Here is a 19086-nt window from a genome sequence, read left to right as displayed (position 1 = left end):
GCCCGAATCACGGAAGAAAACTACTTCTTTCCGTTCTGCTTATTGCGTTGCTGCTTCTGGCGCTTCTTGCTGACCGGCTGCTGACGCTGACCCGCAGCGGCACGCTCACGAGCCTCCTGCAGATCCTTCTCGTGCTGCTCACGGGTCTTACCAATCGGAGGCAGACCCTTCTCCGCACGGCGAGCGTTCAGCTCACGCTCCGCCTGAGAACCAGGGGTCGGGTTATTGCGGATAACCCACCACTGCTGACCCAGCGACCACAGGTTCGACACGGTCCAGTAGTACATAACACCCAGCGGGAAGTTAATACCGGAAACAGCGAAGATGATCGGGAAGATGTACATGATCATCTGCTGCTGACGGAACATCGGAGAGTTCAGAGCCGCCTCCGACATGTTCTTCACACTCAGCTGCTTCTGAATGTAGAACTGGGTCGCACTCATCAGAACAATCATGATGACCGCCTGAACAACGGTCGCGGTGGTGTCACCGGCACCCGGGTGCAGCATGGTCGCGAACAGCTGAGCACCGAAAATCTGCGAGTCATTGAACTGGTGCACCAGATCAGCCGGCAGCATGAGCACGCTCTCGTTACTCTGTGCCGCGGTGGGAACGCCCATCAGCACCTGGTACAGACCGAAGAAGATCGGCATCTGAGCCAGAATCGGCAGGCAGGAGGCGAAGGGGTTCGTACCGTGCTTACGGTACATTTCCATCTGCTCCTGAGCCATAGCCTGGCGGGAGAGCTGGTCCTTCTTGCCCTTGTACTTCTCCTGCAGCTTCGCCATATCGCCCTGCATCGCGGTCATACCGCGCATAGCCTTAATCTGCTTGACGAACAGCGGAATGGTCAGGGTACGCATCACCAGGGTCAGGAAGATAATGCACAGAACCCAGGTCATACCGGACGCCGGGTCCATACCCAGCGAGGTGAAAAGAGTGTGGAACAGCCACAGGACCACGGAGACGATCCATTTAAACGGCCAAAGAATCAAATCAAAAATATTCACGCGGGAATACTCCTTAAGGACTCGGCTAAGTCATTGTGTGGGAGGCGCCGCCTACTCGGGGCGGGCGTCACCACCGGTGTGAGGGGTGTAAAGATGGGGGTGGTTGAGCAGAATAATTTTCGGTTCTGCTCCGGGAGCGAAAGTACGCTTCCCCTCCGGGACTGGGTCGATACCTCCGGTCGCCCAGGGAACACACCGCAGAATACGGCGCACCGTCAGGGAAAGCCCACCCATCGCACCGTGGGTGGTCAGCGCCTCCAGCGCGTAGGCTGAGCAGGTCGGGTAGTAGCGGCACACGTCCCCGTAGAGGGGGGACACAACCTTGCGGTAGGCCTTCATGCACGCAATCAGCAGGTTCTGCGGTAGAACATAGAGTGCCTGCAGGAAAGTTTCTGGCCGGACGAATTCGTTAGGCGCTAGCGCCAGTAGCTCGTCGGGGCCCAGAGTCTCAGCCGAGGCGCTGTAGGTGCCGCTGTGATGCGCGTGGAAGCGTTCTTCACGGTGGGAACAGCGAGAGTGACTCACGATGTCCCCTCGTCGTTCGGGCGGTTCTGCGGGCGGTCGAGCTTAGCGAACGTGGTCTCGAGTGCCGATTCGTAGTCGCGGCGCAGCTGATCCCAGCTGGCTTCCGCGGAGGCGGGAAGCGCTCGCACCGCAATGGCGTACCCTTCCGGATGCGCGGCGCAGGTGAGCGCGGCAAGCTCACGCAACCGGCGCTTCACCAGATTGCGTGTGACTGCGTTGCCCACCGCCTTCGACACAATGAAACCTACCTGGGTTGTTTTTCCAGGATTTTTCGCCGTAGATACAACGATGTTCCGACGTCCTGTACGGATGCCGGAACGGAAGGCGTGGGAGAATTCTGCGCTGGTGCGCATACGGTGCCGTTGAGGCAGCACGTGTTCCCCTTTACGTAGTGTGGGAGATTCGGCTCGTGTACTGAGCTGACCTCCGCGTGTATTTCACGCTTAATGATAGTTCGCCCGCCGATGCGTGTGCATCGGCGGGCGAACTATATGCCGTGATTAGGCCGAGAGCTTTGCGCGGCCCTTACCGCGGCGGTTCGACAGAATCGCGCGGCCTGCACGGGTACGCATACGCAGACGGAAGCCGTGCTTCTTAGCGCGACGGCGGTTGTTCGGCTGGAAAGTACGCTTGCTCATACTTTGTCTCCTTGATTTTTGCGGTTCGTGCCCTCACGGGGTATCGGAACCGTACGCTTCTTGGTGCACGGAGGTACCGCGACTATTCGCAGTAGGCGGTGCACACACAACAGCACAACTTTAGAAGAGTGGAGGGCGTAAATCAAGTTCTTGGGGCGTTTTTCCGCGTGATTCCAGGCTCGTTTGCGCCGTGGAGGTGGTGATTGCGGTGCATTTATGGGCTGTGGAGAAGCCCCTGATACAGAGGCTACAAACCTGGGGATATTTACAGTGGCACGATATCCACCGCGGTGCACAACAGTCTCTTACCCCCGCCCACCGAAGAGTTATCCACAACCCAGTATTCCTGAGACGTTCCGCAGAATATCAAGGAAGAACCCTCGCTATGCACTTAAATCCACCGCTTATCCACTTCTGTAATTACAAGTTTTCCACCGTGTGGAAAACTCTTGTGGATAACTTTCTCCACCTGTGTATTAACCGGGTAGAATCTTAATGACCTCGCGGTGGTTTCCGGCATGATTTCTTTACTGCGCCACCGCTTCACATCGAGTGAAAGTAAAGAATTCCATGACCGATTCCCTTCAGGCGCGCTGGGCGCATCTGCTCTCCATTCTTGCCGCCGACCCGGCGGTGACGGCACGTCAGCGCGGTTTCGTGAATCTTGCGCAGCCTCAGGGACTGATGAGTTCTTCTCGCCTCATCATTGAGGTGCCGAATAAGCTCACTCGTGCGGTCTTTGAGGAGCAGATTAGTGCTTCGTTCCGTGCGGCTTTGCACGAGGCTTTTGGTCCGTCGACCACTGCGCTTTTTGATGTGAATGAGTCCATGGTTCCGGTTGAATCTGCACGTCAGGACGTTTTCCAGGGTGAACGTGAGGTACCTGTCGAGCACCAGCCCACCCCTTCGGTAGCGACGGCTTCTGCACATCCTGAGGCGCCCGCCGGTTCGCGCGCTTTTGAGTACTACACCGAGCCGCATCCGGGCCCTGACCACTACGAGGTGCCCGCCGATGAGCAGGTCACCCGCCCCTCCCTGCAGACTTTGGAGGCGGAACGTGCCGGATTCCCCTCCGCGCAGCAGCCGGCGGCTCCTGTTGCGGGTGTGCCGGCGCCTCGCGAGTACCCGGCACCCACTTTCGTTCCGGAGGCCCCGGCGGTACCGGAGGCCCAGCAGGTGCATCCGCATGAAGACCCGGAAAACGCACCGACCTGGGATAGCTCTGCCCGACTGAACCCGAACTACACCTTCGACACCTTCGTGATTGGTCAGTCCAACCGCTTTGCGCACGCGAGCGCTTTCGCGGTGGCGGAGCAGCCCGGCATCGTCTACAACCCGCTGTTCATCTACGGCGGTTCGGGTCTGGGTAAGACCCACCTGCTGCACGCGATCGGCCACTACACCAAGTATCTGTACCCGAATTTGCGGGTGCGCTACGTGAATTCTGAGGAGTTCACGAATGACTTCATTAACTCGATTCGTGACGATGAGGGTTCGTCGTTCAAGCAGATTTACCGCAATGTTGACGTTCTACTGATTGACGATATCCAGTTTTTGGCGGGTAAAGAGGCGACGATGGAGGAGTTCTTCCATACGTTTAACGCTCTGTACAACCACCAGAAGCAGATCGTGATTACCTCTGATTTGCCGCCGAAGCAGCTGACCGGTTTCGCTGAACGTATGCGTTCGCGTTTCGGTTCGGGCCTGAATGTGGATGTGCAGCCTCCGGAGCTGGAGACCCGTATCGCGATTCTGCGGAAGAAGGCTCAGAACGAGATTTTGCCGGTGCGCGATGACGTCATGGAATACATTGCTTCCCATGTCACGGCCAATATTCGCGAGTTGGAGGGTGCTCTGATTCGTGCGAGCGCTGCCGCCTCAATGAAGAAGCCGCCGGAGCCCATTACTCTGGCTGAGGCTGAGACCTATCTGAAGGATTTGCTCTCTGATACCGGTGGTGCGGAGATTACGTCGGCGCTGGTTTTGGCGACGGTGGCGAAGTATTTTGATGTGTCCATTGAGGATATGCAGTCGAAGTCTCGTACCCGTACGCTCACGAATGCGCGTCAGGTGGCGATGTATCTTCTGCGTGAGCTGACCGAGATGTCCCTGCCGCGTATTGGTAACGATTTGGGCGGCCGCGACCATACGACGGTGATGCACGCGGTGCGTAAGGTGAGCGCGCAGATGGCGGAGCGTCAGACGATTTTTAATCAGGTGACTGAGCTGACGAATTTGATCCGCCAGGAGCAGCGCGCCGCCGGCTAGAGCCTCTAGATTCCCCGCTTTACAGCAGATTTTGCGCCTTGACTAGGTGTTTTACTCGCTGTAAGGCGGGGTGTCTTGATGAATTCCGCCATTTTTAGTGGTTCGGAAAGCTGGATTTTCAGGGTGTGGATAAGCTGTGCTTTAACTCATGCGTTCGTGTGGACGTTAAGTGCATGAATATTCAAAAGGTGTGGAATCGAGGAAATGTATAAATATCCATACACAATGCATCCTCAGTGCAGGGTGGATTCTTCCACTTAATGTCCACAGGCTACTTCCGCGTCATTGTAGGCAAGCATGGGGTTTTCCACCGTTTCCACAAGCGTTAACAATACTACTGTACTTAAAGAAAAAATCCTCCCCATAACAAATAGTTCTGCTCGACCGGCCGGTCTGGTTCAGGTTTTTCTGTGCGCCCCTGCTGAAAATGCAGATTTTCGTGGATTTGAATTGTTGCAGCACGCTCTCTCTTAGGTTGGGTTTAGAAGAGAAACCAACACCGAACCATCACCTAATTCGAATCTGTTTTCGACTGGATTTGATCCACCTTCCGCCTCTCTTTGTAATTACAAAAATACAGCGACCTCACATGCCTCATCTCACCCGATTTTTCGCTGCGGGAACGACCCTCGAGTCTCTGTGTAATTACAAAATCCGGTAGGATGGATAGACGCGCGCGCGGAAGATTCACTGCGCACCAGAGCACGCGATATCTCCGGCTCTATCGCCCAAAGCTTTACGTGCGCCCACAACCTAACTCTCCAATTCCGTGAAAGGCGCCTTCTCGATGAAATTCACCGTTGAACGCGATGTCCTTGCCGAAGCAGTCGGCTGGACGGCACGCTCACTTCCGTTGCGTCCCACCTCCCCCGTACTCAACGGTCTGCTGATTACCGCCTCCGCAGGTGAGGTCAGCATCGCAAGCTTCGATCACGAGACCAGCGCCCGCCAGGTCATCGCAGCTGACGTTGAAGCAGAAGGCGTTTGCCTGGTTCCCGGCAAGATTCTGGCTGAAATTTGCCGCTCCCTGCCGAACGCACCTGTCGAGTTCACCGCAGATGAGTCCGTGATCCGTATTCACTGCCGTTCCGCTAACTTCCAGCTGGCTGGCATGCCTGTCGTGGACTACCCGGAGCTCCCCGAACTGCCCGAAATTTCCGGTACCGTGGACGGCGCCGAATTCGCTGAGGCCGTCAAGCAGGTTCAGATTGCGGTGTCCAAGGATGAGACTCTGCCTCTGCTGACCGGTATCCGCGTGGAAATCAACGGTGACACCATGACCCTGCTCGCCACCGACCGCTACCGCCTGGCTATGCGCGAAATCAAGTGGAACCCGGTCAACCCCGAGGTTCAGGCGGCTGTGCTGCTGAAGGCTAAGACCGTCTCTGAGGTGGGTAGCACCCTCTCCGGTTCCGGTGAGCTGTCTATTGCTCTGCCCGCTGCAGGTGAGCTGATTGGTTTCGCCGCTGGCACCCGTCGCACCACCAGCGTTCTGATGGACGGCGACTACCCCAACATTCGTGCACTGTTCCCCGAGCAGACCCCGATTCACGCGGTGGTTCGCACCTCCGACTTGGCTGAGGCAGCTCGTCGTATCTCCCTCGTGGCGGAGCGTAACACTCCCCTGCGTCTGAAGTTCACCCAGGGTTCGGTCGCTATTGATGCCGGCCGCGGTGACGAGGCTCAGGCTTCTGAGACCCTGCAAGCGCACCTGTCCGGTGAAGACATCACCGTTGCGTACAACCCCGCATACCTGTCGGATGGTTTGAAGGTGTTCGGTACCGAGTTCGTGCGTTTCTCCTTCACCGATGCGCCGAAGCCCGCCGTGATTTCCGGTCAGGACGAGCCGCTGGCTGAGGACGACCGTAACTACCGTTACCTGCTGATGCCGGTTCGCCTGCCCTCGAACTAGTAGCTAGCCGCCCCGCGCGCCTCCCAAGGTTCTGCCCAAGGAAGCCCGCGGGGCTGTGTTTTCTGCCCGCCCGCACCCATCCCCCAACCGAACCGCACGAAAGGAGCTGCACCGGTGTATATCGACCATATTTCGTTGTTGGATTACCGCACCTACGCTCTGCTGAGCTTGCCTCTTTCGGCGGGAGTCACGGTTTTTCTGGGCTCTAACGGTGTGGGTAAAACCAATATTGTTGAGGCGATTGACTATGCGGCGTCTCTGTCTTCGCACCGCGTGAGCCATGACGGGCCGCTGGTGCGGATGGGGGCTTCGCGCGCCTATATTCGCACCCGTACGGTGCGCGGTTCGCAGCAGACGGTGACGGAGTTTGAGATTGCTCCGGGGCAGAGTAACCGCGTGCGCATTAATCGTGCCGCGCCGGTGCGTGCCAAGGAGGCGCTGGGTATTGCCCGCACGGTGCTGTTCTCTCCGGAGGATTTGCAGCTGGTGAAGGGCGATCCGGCGGGTCGTCGCCGTTTTGTGGATGAGCTGGCGACCTCTTTGCGTCCGGTGGTTGCCGGCTACCGTAGCGAGTATGAGCGGATTTTGCGTCAGCGTAATTCGCTGCTGAAGTCCATGCAGCGTAAGGCGCGGGACGAGAACGCTTTGAGTACCCTGGCGGTTTGGGATGAGCAGCTATCGACCCTGGGTGCCCAGCTGCTTTCTGCGCGTTTTCGTCTGCTGCAGCGCTTTCTGCCGCAGCTTCGCCGCGCCTATGCGGGGTTGACGGACGGCTCAAAGGAAGTCGGTTTCAACTACGAGTCGACTGTTTTTTCGAGCATGGGCGAGCGCTCAATCGAGCACGCGGCACTGATGCGCATTGAGGACCTCAAGGAGGCTTTGATGCGTGGTTTTGCGGAGCGTCGGAGCGATGAGATTGAGCGCGGCGTGACTCTGGTGGGTCCGCATCGTGAGGATATTACTCTGCTGCTGGGCGGCATGCCGGTGAAGCATTTCGCGTCGCACGGCGAGAGCTGGTCTTTTGCTCTGGCGCTGAAGCTGGCGTCCTGGTTTGTGCATGTCGAGGATGATTCCTCGGCGGGTTCTTCGCCGATTCTGATTCTTGATGATGTGTTTGCGGAGCTGGATTCTGCGCGCCGCCACCGCCTGGGCGCGATGGTTGCTGATGCGGAGCAGGTGCTCATTACCTGCGCGGTGCTGAGTGATATTCCGGAGGAGCTGGGTGACTACCGCCTGGTGTCGGTGACGGCTGGTCATGCCGAGTATGTGCAGCCTGCCGTTGCTACTGTGGATAGCGAGGGGTCTACTGTGTCTGCGCTCGCGGAGGGTGACGGCGATGAGTAACCCTGCCCGCCCTCAAAACCATGTTTCACGTGAAACATACGACGAGTTTGCGGAACTGCAGTTTACAGAGCCTCAAAACCCGCGCGAGGTTGATAGCGTGGGCGAGTTCTATCGCGACGAGGTGGACGCCCCCTCCGCCCTACTGACCCGTATGCGCGTGGCGGCTCAGGAACGTGGCGAAGCGCCTCTCAACGCCTTCTCTGCGAATAAAATCATGCGCGATTTCGGTGCAGTCATGTCCGGCACCGCCTCGAAGAAGAAATCACGGCGAGCGCAGGGCTGGGACCCTCGCGTGATGGGTGGTTATAGTGGCCCCGGAGAGAGCTCTCGCGACCCTAAACCCCTCGGTGGCATCGTTAGTGCCCTGATTCGCTCTCGCGGCTGGAAAGAGCCCGTGGCGGTCTCTAGCGTGCTGGCGCGTTGGGCTGAGCTTGTGGGCCCCGAAATCGCCGCGCATACCCGCCCGATCAGCTTCGAAAACTCCATCGTTGAAGTCCAGTGCGACTCTACCGCCTGGACCACGCAGCTGCGTCTGATGCATGGGCACCTTATCGAACTTTTCCGCAGGGAACTGGGCGCGGGTGTCGTAGCTCAGGTCCGCGTGTTGGGCCCGAATAACGGTCGCTGGAGTCAGCGAGGCTATCGGCGCGCCACCGGCATGCGCGGTGTGCGCGATACCTACGGGTAGGCGCATCGCGTCGCTGCGTCGCATTGCCACGGCGGGAAACTGAGACATTGGGGGCGTTGTATGAAACGTGCCCCTTTTCTGCACCTCATGATTTTCTGCACGCTATGAAAGCTTTAGAATCGCCGGCAACCTCCACGAAGTGGTGAACCGTACCCCCTATCTCAAAAGGGGGTTGAAACACTCTAAACCGCCTTTGCGGGCTTTTGAGCGGGTGGTGGCGCCCAAAAAAGCTCAATATGTGACGTATGTAGATGGTTTTATGCTCTCTTGCTCGGTAAAATAAAAGAGACAATGCGTAAAGTGTGCCCACCTATGGGCATCACCGGCAACGCGGGTTGTGCAGGCGCCATCTGGTGCCCTTCGTGAGGCGTTCTAGGCTCCCCTCTGAGCTGCCCGCAGTTCTTCTTCGCCGGTTGCATCATCTACTCAAGGAGTTCTGCCTCGTGGCATCTGAACAGAATGCATCTGAACAGCCGCATGAATACGGTGCATCCGATATTACCGTGCTGGAAGGTCTGGAAGCGGTTCGTAAGCGCCCCGGCATGTACATTGGCTCGACCACTGAGCGCGGTCTGCACCACCTGGTCTACGAGGTTGTAGATAACTCGGTCGATGAGGCGCTCGCCGGCTACGCCTCCGAAATTGACGTGACCATTCAGGCTGACGGCTCCGTCCGCGTGAAGGACGACGGCCGCGGTATCCCCGTGGATGAGCACCCCACCGAGCACAAGTCCACCGTTGAGGTTGTCATGACCGTGCTGCACGCTGGCGGTAAGTTCGGCGGCGGCGGCTACTCGGTCTCCGGTGGTCTGCACGGCGTGGGTATCTCCGTGGTGAACGCGCTGTCTACCCGCGTGATTACCGAGGTGCACCGCCAGGGCTACGCATGGCATATTTCCTTCTCGAACGGTGGCGTGCCGGACGGCCCTCTGCGTCGCGGCGAGCCCTCCGATAAGACCGGCACGATTCAGACGTTCTACCCGGACCCGGAGATTTTTGAGACCGTCGAGTTCGACTTTGAGACTCTGCGCGCTCGCTTCCAGCAGATGGCGTTCCTGAACAAGGGCCTGACCATCACCCTGACCGATGAGCGCGAGAAGTTCACCGGTGACGAGGTTGCTGAAGAGGAGAAGGAAAACACCCTCAACCGCGTACGTGCGAACGCTGACGGCTACACAACCGTCACCTACCGTTACGACAACGGCCTGTTCGACTACGTACACTTCCTCAACGCTGGCGCGAAGACCATCGTGAACGAGGAGATCGTCTCCTTTGAGTCCGAAGACACCGACCGCAACATGAGCCTGGAAGTGGCGATGCAGTGGACCGGCGCGTACAAGGAGTCCGTCTACTCGTACGCGAACACGATTAACACCCACGAGGGTGGTACCCACGAAGAGGGTTTCCGCGCCGCTCTGACCTCTCTGGTGAACCGTTACGCGCGTGAGAACAAGCTGCTGCGCGATAAGGACGATAACCTCACCGGTGAAGACGTGCGTGAGGGCCTGACCGCGGTCATCTCGATTAAGATTTCTGAGCCGCAGTTCGAGGGCCAGACCAAGACCAAGCTGGGTAACTCGGAGGCAAAGTCCTTCACCCAGCGTGAGGTGAACGATCACCTCAGCGACTGGTTTGGTCGTAACCCCGCGGTGGCAAAGGACATTGTTCGCCGTGCAATCACTGCCGCTCAGGCGCGTATTGCAGCTCGTAAGGCTCGCGAGACCACCCGCCGCAAGGGCCTGCTGGAGACCAGCTCCATGCCCGGTAAGCTCAAGGACTGCTCCTCGAAGGACCCGTCGATCTCTGAGATTTACCTGGTGGAGGGTGACTCTGCGGGTGGTTCGGCAGTGCAGGGCCGTGACCCGAACACTCAGGCTATTCTGCCGCTGCGCGGTAAAATCCTGAACGTTGAGCGTGCTCGCCTAGACCGTGCCCTGTCCAATGCTGAAATTCAGGCAATGATTACCGCCTTCGGTACCGGCATCGGCGACGACTTCGATATTGAGAAGGCACGCTACCACAAGATTGTTCTGATGGCGGATGCGGACGTCGACGGCCAGCACATTACGACTCTGCTGCTGACCCTGCTCTTCCGCTTTATGCGTCCGCTGATTGAGGCTGGTTACGTGTACCTGGCTCAGCCGCCGCTGTACCGCATCAAGTGGTCGAACGCTCCGCACGATTACGTGTACTCGGATGCTGAGCGTGATGAGGCTCTGGCTCGTGGCGCGGCGAAGAACCTGCGCCTGCCCAAGGATAACGGCATTCAGCGTTACAAGGGTCTGGGCGAGATGGACTACACCGAGCTGTGGGATACCACCATGGACCCGGCACGCCGTACCCTGCTTCAGGTGAAGATGGAGGATGCGGCTGCTGCTGACCAGATCTTCTCTGTTCTGATGGGTGAGGACGTTGAGGCTCGTCGTGAGTTTATCCAGCAGAACGCAAAAGACATTCGATTCCTCGATATCTAGCCCGAAACGGCATATGCCTCATAGGCAATATGCAGACTGGGGCATATGTTGATCGAGATATAAAGTAATGAGAAAGTTATGAGCGAAGAACACCAGAATGAGACTACCAAAGCTGAGGTTGTCAGCAATGGTGGCGCGGAAAGCGTAGACCACCACGGTCACATTGAACAGGTGGACCTGCAGACTGAGATGCAGCGTTCCTACCTGGACTACGCAATGGCGGTTATTATTGGCCGCGCCCTGCCGGATGTGCGTGACGGCCTCAAGCCCGTGCACCGCCGCGTGATCTACGCGATGTACGACGGTGGCTACCGCCCGGATCGCGCCTTCAACAAGTGCGCCCGCGTGGTCGGCGACGTGATGGGTCAGTTCCACCCCCACGGTGATAGCGCTATCTACGACACTCTGGTGCGTCTGATTCAGAGCTGGATTATGCGTTACCCGCTGGCGCTGGGTCAGGGTAACTTCGGTTCTCCCGGTAACGACGGTGCCGCAGCACCTCGATACACCGAGACCAAGATGGCACCCATCGCCTTGGAGATGGTGCGCGACATCAACGAGGACACCGTTGATTTCCAGCCGAACTACGACGGCAAGTCCCTGGAGCCGACCGTTCTGCCCGCGCGCATCCCGAATCTGCTGGTTAACGGTTCTTCGGGTATTGCTGTGGGTATGGCGACCAATATTCCGCCGCACAACCTGCGTGAGGTTGCTGAGGGTGTGGAGTGGTTCCTGAAGAACCCGCACGCTACCAATGAGGAGCTGCTGAACGCTCTGATGGCTCGCATTACGGGCCCGGACTTCCCGACCGGTGCGCAGATTCTGGGCACCAAGGGCATCGAGGATGCGTACCGCACCGGCCGTGGTTCGATTACCATGCGTGCCGTGGTCAACGTCGAAGAAATCCACGGACGCACCTGCCTGGTCGTCACCGAGCTGCCCTACCAGGCAAACCCGGATAACCTGGCCATCAAGATTGCCGAGCTCATCAAGGACGGCAAGGTCACCGGTATCGCCGACCTGCGCGACGAGACTTCGGGTCGTACCGGTCAGCGCCTGGTGATTGTGCTCAAGCGTGATGCTTCCCCGAAGGTTGTGCTGAACAACCTGTACAAGCACACCCAGCTGCAGGAGAACTTCTCCGCGAACATGCTGGCCATCGTGGACGGCGTGCCCCGCACCCTGTCCCTGGACGCTTTCGTGCGTCACTGGGTGGATCACCAGATGGACGTTATTGTTCGTCGTACCCGTTACCGTCTGCGTCAGGCGGAGGAAGAGGCGCACATCCTGCGCGGCCTGCTGAAGGCTCTGGATGCTCTGGATGAGGTTATTGCCCTGATTCGCCGCTCCCCCACCGCTGATGAGGCGCGTAGCGGCCTGATGGAGTTCCTGCAGATTGATGAGGCTCAGGCTCAGGCAATTCTGAACATGCAGCTGCGTCGTCTTGCCGCTCTGGAGCGTCAGAAGATTCAGGATCGCCACGATGAGCTGATGCGCATGATTGCTGAGTACAACGCGATTATTGCTTCGGAGACTCGCCAGCGTGAGATTATCTCTGAGGAGCTGGGTGAGATTGTGAACCGCTACGGCGATGAGCGTCGCACCCAGATTATGTACGGCTACAACGGCGATATGTCGATGGAAGACCTCATCCCCGAGGAGGAGGTCGTGGTGACGATTACTCGCGGCGGCTACATTAAGCGCACCCGCAGTGATCAGTACCGTAGCCAGCACCGCGGCGGTAAGGGCATTAAGGGTGCCTCCCTGCGCGGTGATGATGTGGTGGAGCACTTCTTCGTGACCACTACGCACAGCTGGATTCTGTTCTTCACGAACCTGGGTCGCGTGTACCGCGCGAAGGGTTACGAGCTGCAGGAAGCCGGTCGTGACGCGAAGGGTCAGCATATTGCGAACCTGCTGGAGTTCCAGGGCGGTGAGCATATTGCTCAGGTTATGGAGCTGAAGAGCTACGACGATGCTGAGTACCTGGTGCTTGCTACTCGCGGCGGTATGGTGAAGAAGAGTCGCCTGAGCGATTACGATACGAACCGTACTGCCGGCCTGATTGCGATTAACCTGCGTGAGGGCGATGAGGTTGTTTCGGCGTTCACCGTTTCGGCGAAGGACGATATTCTGCTGGTGTCGCGTAACGGCATGTCGCTGCGCTTCCACGCTGATGATGCGTCGTTGCGCCCGATGGGTCGTTCGACTTCCGGTGTGACCGGTATGAAGTTCCGTGACGGCGATGAGCTGATTTCTGCGAATGTGGTTACTGAGGGCTCCTTCGTCTTCGTGGTCACTGAGGGTGGTTACGCGAAGCGTACGAGCGTGGATGAGTACCGCGTGCAGGGCCGTAACGGTTTCGGTATTAAGGTTGCTAAGCTAGTTGAGGATCGTGGCGCCCTGGTGGGTGGCCTCATTGTGGACGAAGAGGACGAGGTGCTGGTGGTTATGGCCAGCGGCAAGGTCGTTCGTTCGAACGTGAATGAGGTTCCTGCGAAGGGACGCGATACTATGGGTGTTATCTTTGCAAAGCCCGGTAAGGGCGATTCTATTATTGGTGTTGCACGCAACCAGGATCGTCAGCTGGATGATAGCGACGATGAAACCACTGAGAACACCGAGGCTTCGGAGTCTTCTGAGGCGCCCGGTTCGGACAACGAGGGTGAAGCGGCGGCTGCCGATCTCACCGCTACTGGAGGTAACTAATGAGCAGCACTCCCGCGAGCTCCTCTCCTGCGTCGGCACAGCGTTCGGCGTCGGCTGGTGCATCTAAGTCTTCGGGTGCGGCTAAGGCTGGCGCGCGTCGCCCGGCTCAGGCACGTTCGGGCCAGGCCCGTCCTGGCGGTACCGCTAAGCGTCCTGCCGGTAAGCGCCCTGTGAATGCTAAGCGTCCTACTGGTTCGCGCCGTCAGCTGGTGCGTCCGGCGCCGCGTTCGAAGATTCGTCGTGCGCGTCTGGTGGTTCAGAAGGTTGATACGTGGTCGGTGGCTAAGCTGATCTTCCTGCTGTCTATTGCCCTGGGTATTGTGACCGTCGTGGCGTCGGTGATTCTGTGGCTGTTCCTGCAGGCTTCTGGAGCGTTTACCGGTGTGAACCAGCTGATTAGCTCTCTGGGTACCGGTTCGACCACTGTGGATATTTCGCAGATGATTTCGCTGGGTCAGGTTGCTTTGGTGACTACTATTTTTGCTGTGGTCAACACTGTGGTCTTTACTCTGCTGGGTATGATTGGCGCGATTCTGTACAACCTGGCTGCGAAGCTGGTTGGTGGCGTGACCTTGACTCTGAGCGATGAGTCCTAGTTTGTAGCTTTTTGAGCTTGTGTGCGGGCGGTGCCCCTCTGGATGGAGGTGGTGCCGCCCGTTCTGTACGCCTGGGAACCCTCGGTATTAAAATGTGATGCAGAACATGCTTTTTCGATTTGGTGTTACCATCAAACACCTGTATAGTTATATCTCGTTCTACGGAAGAAATTCCGCAGAAGGAGGGCGTATAGCTCAGACGGTTAGAGCGCTTCGCTGATAACGAAGAGGTCCCAAGTTCGATTCTTGGTACGCCCACTCCACACTATGAAAGGCAATAATGAAGAAATTATTGATTCTTGCTGTTCTTTCGTGTGTCACTGTGATGGTTCTGAAAAAGTACCAGAGCAATGAAGTCGTAAAGGCTTGGAAAAATAACTAAACAGTGGTTTCCGCTGAGACGGGGGCGTGGCGCAATTGGTAGCGCATCTGCTTTGCAAGCAGAGGGTTAGGGGTTCGAGTCCCCTCGCCTCCACTTTCCGGTGATTATAGCAAGAGGGAAACGCCTGGTTCCATTCCGAACCCAGAAGCTAAGACTCTTCGCGCCGATGGTACTGCACTTTTGTGGGTGTGGGAGAGTAGGTCATTGCCGGTTTATTTTTGAGAAAGACCCCGTATCGAAAGATATGGGGTCTTTTGTTGTATCCGCTGATGTGATGCAGGGGAATCGGTGCGAATACCTCGCGACGCTGATGTGCTGCGTGCGCCGCGAGTATAGATTCAATCCTTCGTGATATTCGAATGCGCACGACTGAAGAAAACCCGCTGTTGCGGAGAATGCGCTCCGCAGAAAGCCCCACGCCGTAAAACCCACAGGGGCATCCTGCATGGGTAGTTTGGTGGCTCAAATGAGGTCTGAATAATAAAGGTGTGTCACAAAAAGAAAGCTGGGAGGTTCCTGAAAGTGAACACTTGGTGAACACACTTTAGCCTCTTGATGGATATAATCGCCCCTCTCCCCCGCACTCTCATATAAGCCACATAAACCAACTTAAGCATTCCGATAGGTGCACCCTTTTTGCCGCGGAATATCGGGATTATCGCCCCTAGAATATGGTCTCTGCGGCAAAACCCTCATGAAAACCCGCTCAATAGTGTGGGTTTATCTGTTATTTCGTGTTAATTCGGAATACTTTAGATTTCGCGAAAACCGACAGATAATTTTCTTGTGACTACAGAACTCATTATTCTCGTGATCGTGGTGCTGACCGCGCTCGCCTTCGACTTTACGAATGGCTTCCACGACACCGGTAACGCGATGGCAACCTCCATTGCGACCGGTGCGCTGAAGCCTAAGACCGCCGTGGCGTTGTCTGCATCCCTGAACCTCGTTGGCGCGTTCCTCTCTGTTGAGGTGGCGCGTTCGGTCGGTAGCGGCATCGTGAACCTGGACCGTATCGATGTAACAACGGACGGCCCGGCGCTGATGCTTATCGTCTTTACCGGTCTGGTGGGCGGCATTCTTTGGAACGTTTTGACCTGGCTTCTGGGTCTGCCCTCCTCCTCGTCGCACGCTCTGTTTGGTGGCCTGATTGGTTCGGCTATTGTCGCGATCGGCTTTGACGGCGTGCAGTGGATGGGCGTTCTGTCCAAGATTATTGTTCCCGCGGTCCTCTCCCCCGTTATTGCGGCTATTGTGGCGGCAACCGGCACCTGGCTGGTCTACCGTATTGCTGCTCCGGTGGCTGATGATCGTAAGCACGGCGGCTTCCGCAAGGGACAGGTTGCAACCGCGTCCCTGATGTCTCTGGCGCACGGTACCAACGACGCGCAGAAGACCATGGGCGTGATCTTCCTGGCTCTGGTTGCTTCGGGCACTCTGAGCAACGATGACGCAATCCCCTTCTGGGTGAAGGCTTCCTGTGCGCTCGCGATTGCTCTGGGTACTTACCTGGGCGGTTGGCGTATTATCCGTACCCTCGGTAAGGGCATCGTCGAGGTGGATACCCCGCAGGGTGTTGCTGCTGACGGCGCATCCGCTGCGATTATTCTGACCTCGTCCCACTTCGGTATGGCGCTGTCCACCACTCACGTGGCATCCGGTTCGATTCTGGGTAGTGGTCTGGGTCGTAAGGGTGCTGAGGTTCGCTGGTCTGTTGCTGGCCGCATGGTGGTTGCTTGGCTGATTACCCTGCCGGCTGCCGCTATTGTGGGTGCTCTGACCTGGCTGATTGGTCACGGCCTGAACGCTCTGACCGGCACTCAGTTTGTTGGCGAAATGACCGTGTTCGCTCTGCTGGTGATCTTCTGCTTCCTGATGTGGCGTCATTCCCAGAAGGACAACATTGACGCTTCGAACGTGACTGGCGACTGGGATGAAAAGGAAGGCGCTGCAGTCACCAGCGCTGACGCATCCGCAGATCAGATTCTTGCTACTGAGAAGGCAGGTTCGTAGCCGTGGAATATCTGATGGACATTGTGAACAAGGTTATTCCGGTGCTGATTGCCGGTTTGTTCTTCGGTGCGGGCCTTCCGGCGCTGTATGCGTTCGGTCTGCGTCTGCTGGCTGGTCGTACCGAGTACACTGCGGACGGCAAGCTCGTTGAAATTGAGCCTCCGGGAACGGTGGCGAAGATTGCCGCGTCCTGCATTTTTGCTATTATCGTAGCAATCGTAATCATCGGTATTCTCTGGGTCGCTAAGGACTTTATCGACCACACTTTCGGCTGGAATATCTTCGGCGTAACCGGTGGAGGCCACTAATCCCGTGAACACTAAATTGCATATGATGACTGCTTCGAAGGAGGGGCTCGATGCCTGATAAGAGCATAATCTCTCGAGTAATCGACTGGCTGAGCGTCGGGTATCCCAAGGATGTTCCGGTGCAGGACCGCGCGGCAGTGATGGCTATTTTGAAGATGCGTCTGACCGATGAGCAGCTGCAGGAAGTTGTTCGCCAGCTCATGCAGTCTCGTGCTGCTCGTGGCGAGGCATACGTGAGTGACCAGCGCATTAACGAGTACATTCGTCGAGTGGTGGATCATACCCCGACCCCGCAGGATATTGACCGCGTCGCTAAGATTCTTGGTGCGCACGGCTTCCTGATCGCGGAGAACCACGTGAACGAGGACGCCGAGCCTACGGCTGGTGGCACCGAGTACGTGACCTACGATGATCCGACGACCGGCGAGATTCGTATCGCCGAGTTGGCTGCTGAGTCGGCTAATATTCCGGCTCCGAACGCTACTGCTGCGCAGGACGACTAAATAGCCTGCGGTGAGAGTTGAGAACTCTCATGAAGCTTGTGACCTATGGGGTGGACTGAAGTCCACCCCATAGGTTTTCTTTATGCCCTTCGAATGCTGCGCCGCGGGTTGTCAGCTCACCCATAGGTGCGGGCGGTATCCTAGAGAGACTCACTCCCTCAAACTAATGGCGGGCTTTGTGCTCGCCCTAAAACTGGAGAATCTGTGTCTTCTTCACCTACTCCTGAACCCGAAAACTCTCACCTTACGTCCACTCAAGAACCCTCTCAGGGCGTTTCTGAGGCGGCACCCGTCGCCGCTGAGGAATCCTCCGCTAAGAGCTCTTCAACCCGTGTAGATGCCGCTAAAGAGGCTATTGCCGAGCAGGCGCGCCGCCTCGTGGTTCCTCGCCGTTCCCTGCTTCTGACCGGTGGCGTGATTGCTGCCGCCGGGGTGCTTGCCGCGATGCCGCAGATTGCCGCCACCGGTGTTCTGGGTGAGGACGCTGCGGTGGTGGTTTCAAACGAGAAGCTGTTGGCGCGCCGTGAGCGTCTGGTTCGCGAGAATATTGATACCCGCTACCTGAAGATTGAGTCGCTGGGGCGTATCTATGTGGGTCAGGGGCGTACTGAGCAGGATCTGCGTCTGGTGGGTTCTTTCTCCCTCACGGAGGCGGCGCAGGCTGATTTGGCGGCGGCTGCTACGGCGCTGACGAATCTGTCCGTTTACGGCTCTTTGCACCGGCTGAGTGTCACCTATGGCGGCGTGGACTCGGCGAATGACCCGCAGAACGTTGCTAACACCGCTACGGATGCGCCGGTGGGCCCGCTGCGCGTCAATGATTCGGCAACTCTGAAGGAAGAGCAGTGGCTGAAGGTGCTGACCGCTAACGCGGCGCTGGGTACTAATGCGAGCTACGCTCAGGTGAGTCTGCTGGCGGATGAGCTGCGCCTGAACGCCGTTGTGATTGATGAGAACTATGAGTCCCTGCTGAAGCGCTTCCGTGCGCTGGCTGAGCTGGATCTGAAGAACGAGCAGGTGCAGCAGATTCACCTGAATATTCAGTTGGCTCCGGATAAGGCGCTGACCCTGCCCTCGGGTGCGCAGTCGAAGATCTCGGTGAGCGTTGCGGAGTCTTCACGTGTGGCAACGGTGGCTGATGTGCTGTCGAAGGCCGCCACGAGAAAGGAACTAAATACCCTGGCGTCGTTCTCGCTGGTGTGGAACGCCCGTGAAAAGTACCCCTCGGCGAGCCAGTGGGACGCGTTCAAGCTGGGATTCAAGGCGCCGGAATCGAAGGAAGAGTCCGCGAAGGAGGCGCAACGCACCGCGGTTCGTAAGTATCTGCAGGAAGTGAGCGGTCCGCTGCAGGCTCTGACGAAGCGTGAGGCGACGGTGCCGGGTGAGGTTATTTCCTAACCCCTCAGTAATGTGATGGGTCTAACTAAAAAAATGCGCCTGAGGATTTGGTGAAGTCGTAAAAGGTGTTATAGACTAATAAAGTACCGCGGGGGCGTGGCGCAATTGGTAGCGCATCTGCTTTGCAAGCAGAGGGTTAGGGGTTCGAGTCCCCTCGCCTCCACTTTCCGGTGATTATAGCAAGAGGGAAACGCCTGGTTCCATTCCGAACCCAGAAGCTAAGACTCTTCGCGCCGATGGTACTGCACTTTTGTGGGTGTGGGAGAGTAGGTCATCGCCGGTTTATTTTTGAACCGAGAACCCCATGTCGAAAGACAT

At 57.5% G+C, this 19086-nt stretch carries 15 protein-coding genes, 3 tRNA genes and 2 rRNA genes; 16 read left to right on the top strand and 4 right to left on the bottom strand.

Features of this window, described 5'->3' with window-relative positions:
* Window positions 1–20: 20 nt before the first annotated feature.
* From yidC to rpmH, 4 genes are all read right to left on the bottom strand, one after another.
* Window positions 21–1010 (bottom strand): membrane protein insertase YidC, encoded by a 990-nt coding sequence (gene yidC, locus RQ593_RS06520; protein ID WP_297604684.1) that lies wholly within the window; start codon window positions 1008–1010, stop codon window positions 21–23.
* A 51-nt stretch (window positions 1011–1061) separates the two neighbouring features.
* Window positions 1062–1535, bottom strand: coding sequence for a membrane protein insertion efficiency factor YidD (gene yidD / locus RQ593_RS06515; protein WP_070832502.1), 474 nt, complete (start codon window positions 1533–1535; stop codon window positions 1062–1064).
* Complete coding sequence (gene rnpA / locus RQ593_RS06510; RefSeq protein ID WP_070832498.1) at window positions 1532–1909, bottom strand: ribonuclease P protein component; 378 nt, start codon at window positions 1907–1909, stop codon at window positions 1532–1534. The genes yidD and rnpA overlap by 4 nt, the downstream gene beginning before the upstream one ends.
* A gap of 126 nt (window positions 1910–2035) precedes the next feature.
* The gene (rpmH, locus tag RQ593_RS06505; protein ID WP_049332235.1) at window positions 2036–2173 is read right to left on the bottom strand and encodes a 50S ribosomal protein L34; all 138 of its coding nucleotides are present in this window, start codon (window positions 2171–2173) and stop codon (window positions 2036–2038) included.
* 570 nt (window positions 2174–2743) lie between these two features.
* On the opposite strand from rpmH, the gene dnaA reads away from it, so the two are divergent.
* From dnaA to rrf (RQ593_RS06425), 16 genes are all read left to right on the top strand, one after another.
* The gene (gene dnaA, locus RQ593_RS06500) at window positions 2744–4441 is read left to right on the top strand and encodes a chromosomal replication initiator protein DnaA (RefSeq protein WP_311450135.1); all 1698 of its coding nucleotides are present in this window, start codon (window positions 2744–2746) and stop codon (window positions 4439–4441) included.
* Between the two features lie 787 nt (window positions 4442–5228).
* Entirely contained in the window at window positions 5229–6353 is a 1125-nt protein-coding gene (dnaN, locus tag RQ593_RS06495) for a DNA polymerase III subunit beta (protein ID WP_070832493.1), read from the top strand.
* Window positions 6354–6467: 114 nt separating this feature from the next.
* Window positions 6468–7697 (top strand): DNA replication/repair protein RecF, encoded by a 1230-nt coding sequence (gene recF / locus RQ593_RS06490; RefSeq protein WP_311450134.1) that lies wholly within the window; start codon window positions 6468–6470, stop codon window positions 7695–7697.
* A gap of 97 nt (window positions 7698–7794) precedes the next feature.
* A complete protein-coding gene (locus RQ593_RS06485) occupies window positions 7795–8385 on the top strand; it encodes a DUF721 domain-containing protein (RefSeq protein ID WP_397545898.1) in 591 nt (196 codons plus the stop codon).
* A 443-nt stretch (window positions 8386–8828) separates the two neighbouring features.
* The gene (gene gyrB, locus RQ593_RS06480) at window positions 8829–10859 is read left to right on the top strand and encodes a DNA topoisomerase (ATP-hydrolyzing) subunit B (RefSeq protein ID WP_049354140.1); all 2031 of its coding nucleotides are present in this window, start codon (window positions 8829–8831) and stop codon (window positions 10857–10859) included.
* A 78-nt stretch (window positions 10860–10937) separates the two neighbouring features.
* A complete protein-coding gene (gene gyrA, locus RQ593_RS06475; RefSeq protein WP_311450132.1) occupies window positions 10938–13568 on the top strand; it encodes a DNA gyrase subunit A in 2631 nt (876 codons plus the stop codon).
* On the top strand, window positions 13568–14164 hold the full coding sequence (locus RQ593_RS06470) for a DUF3566 domain-containing protein (RefSeq protein WP_005508012.1): 597 nt from the start codon (window positions 13568–13570) through the stop codon (window positions 14162–14164). The genes gyrA and RQ593_RS06470 overlap by 1 nt, the downstream gene beginning before the upstream one ends.
* Window positions 14165–14348: 184 nt before the next feature.
* A tRNA-Ile gene (locus RQ593_RS06465) sits at window positions 14349–14422 on the top strand.
* Between the two features lie 144 nt (window positions 14423–14566).
* Window positions 14567–14639: transfer RNA gene (locus RQ593_RS06460), tRNA-Ala, on the top strand.
* A 3-nt stretch (window positions 14640–14642) separates the two neighbouring features.
* Window positions 14643–14759 (top strand): 5S ribosomal RNA (gene rrf, locus RQ593_RS06455).
* 573 nt (window positions 14760–15332) lie between these two features.
* Entirely contained in the window at window positions 15333–16559 is a 1227-nt protein-coding gene (locus tag RQ593_RS06450) for an inorganic phosphate transporter (protein WP_070737433.1), read from the top strand.
* Window positions 16560–16573: 14 nt separating this feature from the next.
* Window positions 16574–16867, top strand: coding sequence for a hypothetical protein (locus RQ593_RS06445; protein ID WP_070737430.1), 294 nt, complete (start codon window positions 16574–16576; stop codon window positions 16865–16867).
* Window positions 16868–16917: 50 nt separating this feature from the next.
* Window positions 16918–17370 (top strand): DUF3349 domain-containing protein, encoded by a 453-nt coding sequence (locus tag RQ593_RS06440; RefSeq protein ID WP_070737427.1) that lies wholly within the window; start codon window positions 16918–16920, stop codon window positions 17368–17370.
* A 204-nt stretch (window positions 17371–17574) separates the two neighbouring features.
* Window positions 17575–18768 (top strand): acetamidase, encoded by a 1194-nt coding sequence (locus RQ593_RS06435; RefSeq protein ID WP_296548243.1) that lies wholly within the window; start codon window positions 17575–17577, stop codon window positions 18766–18768.
* 90 nt (window positions 18769–18858) lie between these two features.
* Window positions 18859–18931, top strand: a tRNA-Ala gene (locus tag RQ593_RS06430).
* A gap of 3 nt (window positions 18932–18934) precedes the next feature.
* Window positions 18935–19051 (top strand): 5S ribosomal RNA (gene rrf, locus RQ593_RS06425).
* Window positions 19052–19086: the final 35 nt, after the last annotated feature.

Origin of the sequence: uncultured Rothia sp., from assembly GCF_963507905.1 — a bacterium.
Classification (GTDB): domain Bacteria; phylum Actinomycetota; class Actinomycetes; order Actinomycetales; family Micrococcaceae; genus Rothia.
The sequence above is the reverse complement of the archived record's forward strand: the minus strand, read 5'-3'. Positions and strand labels throughout refer to the sequence as shown.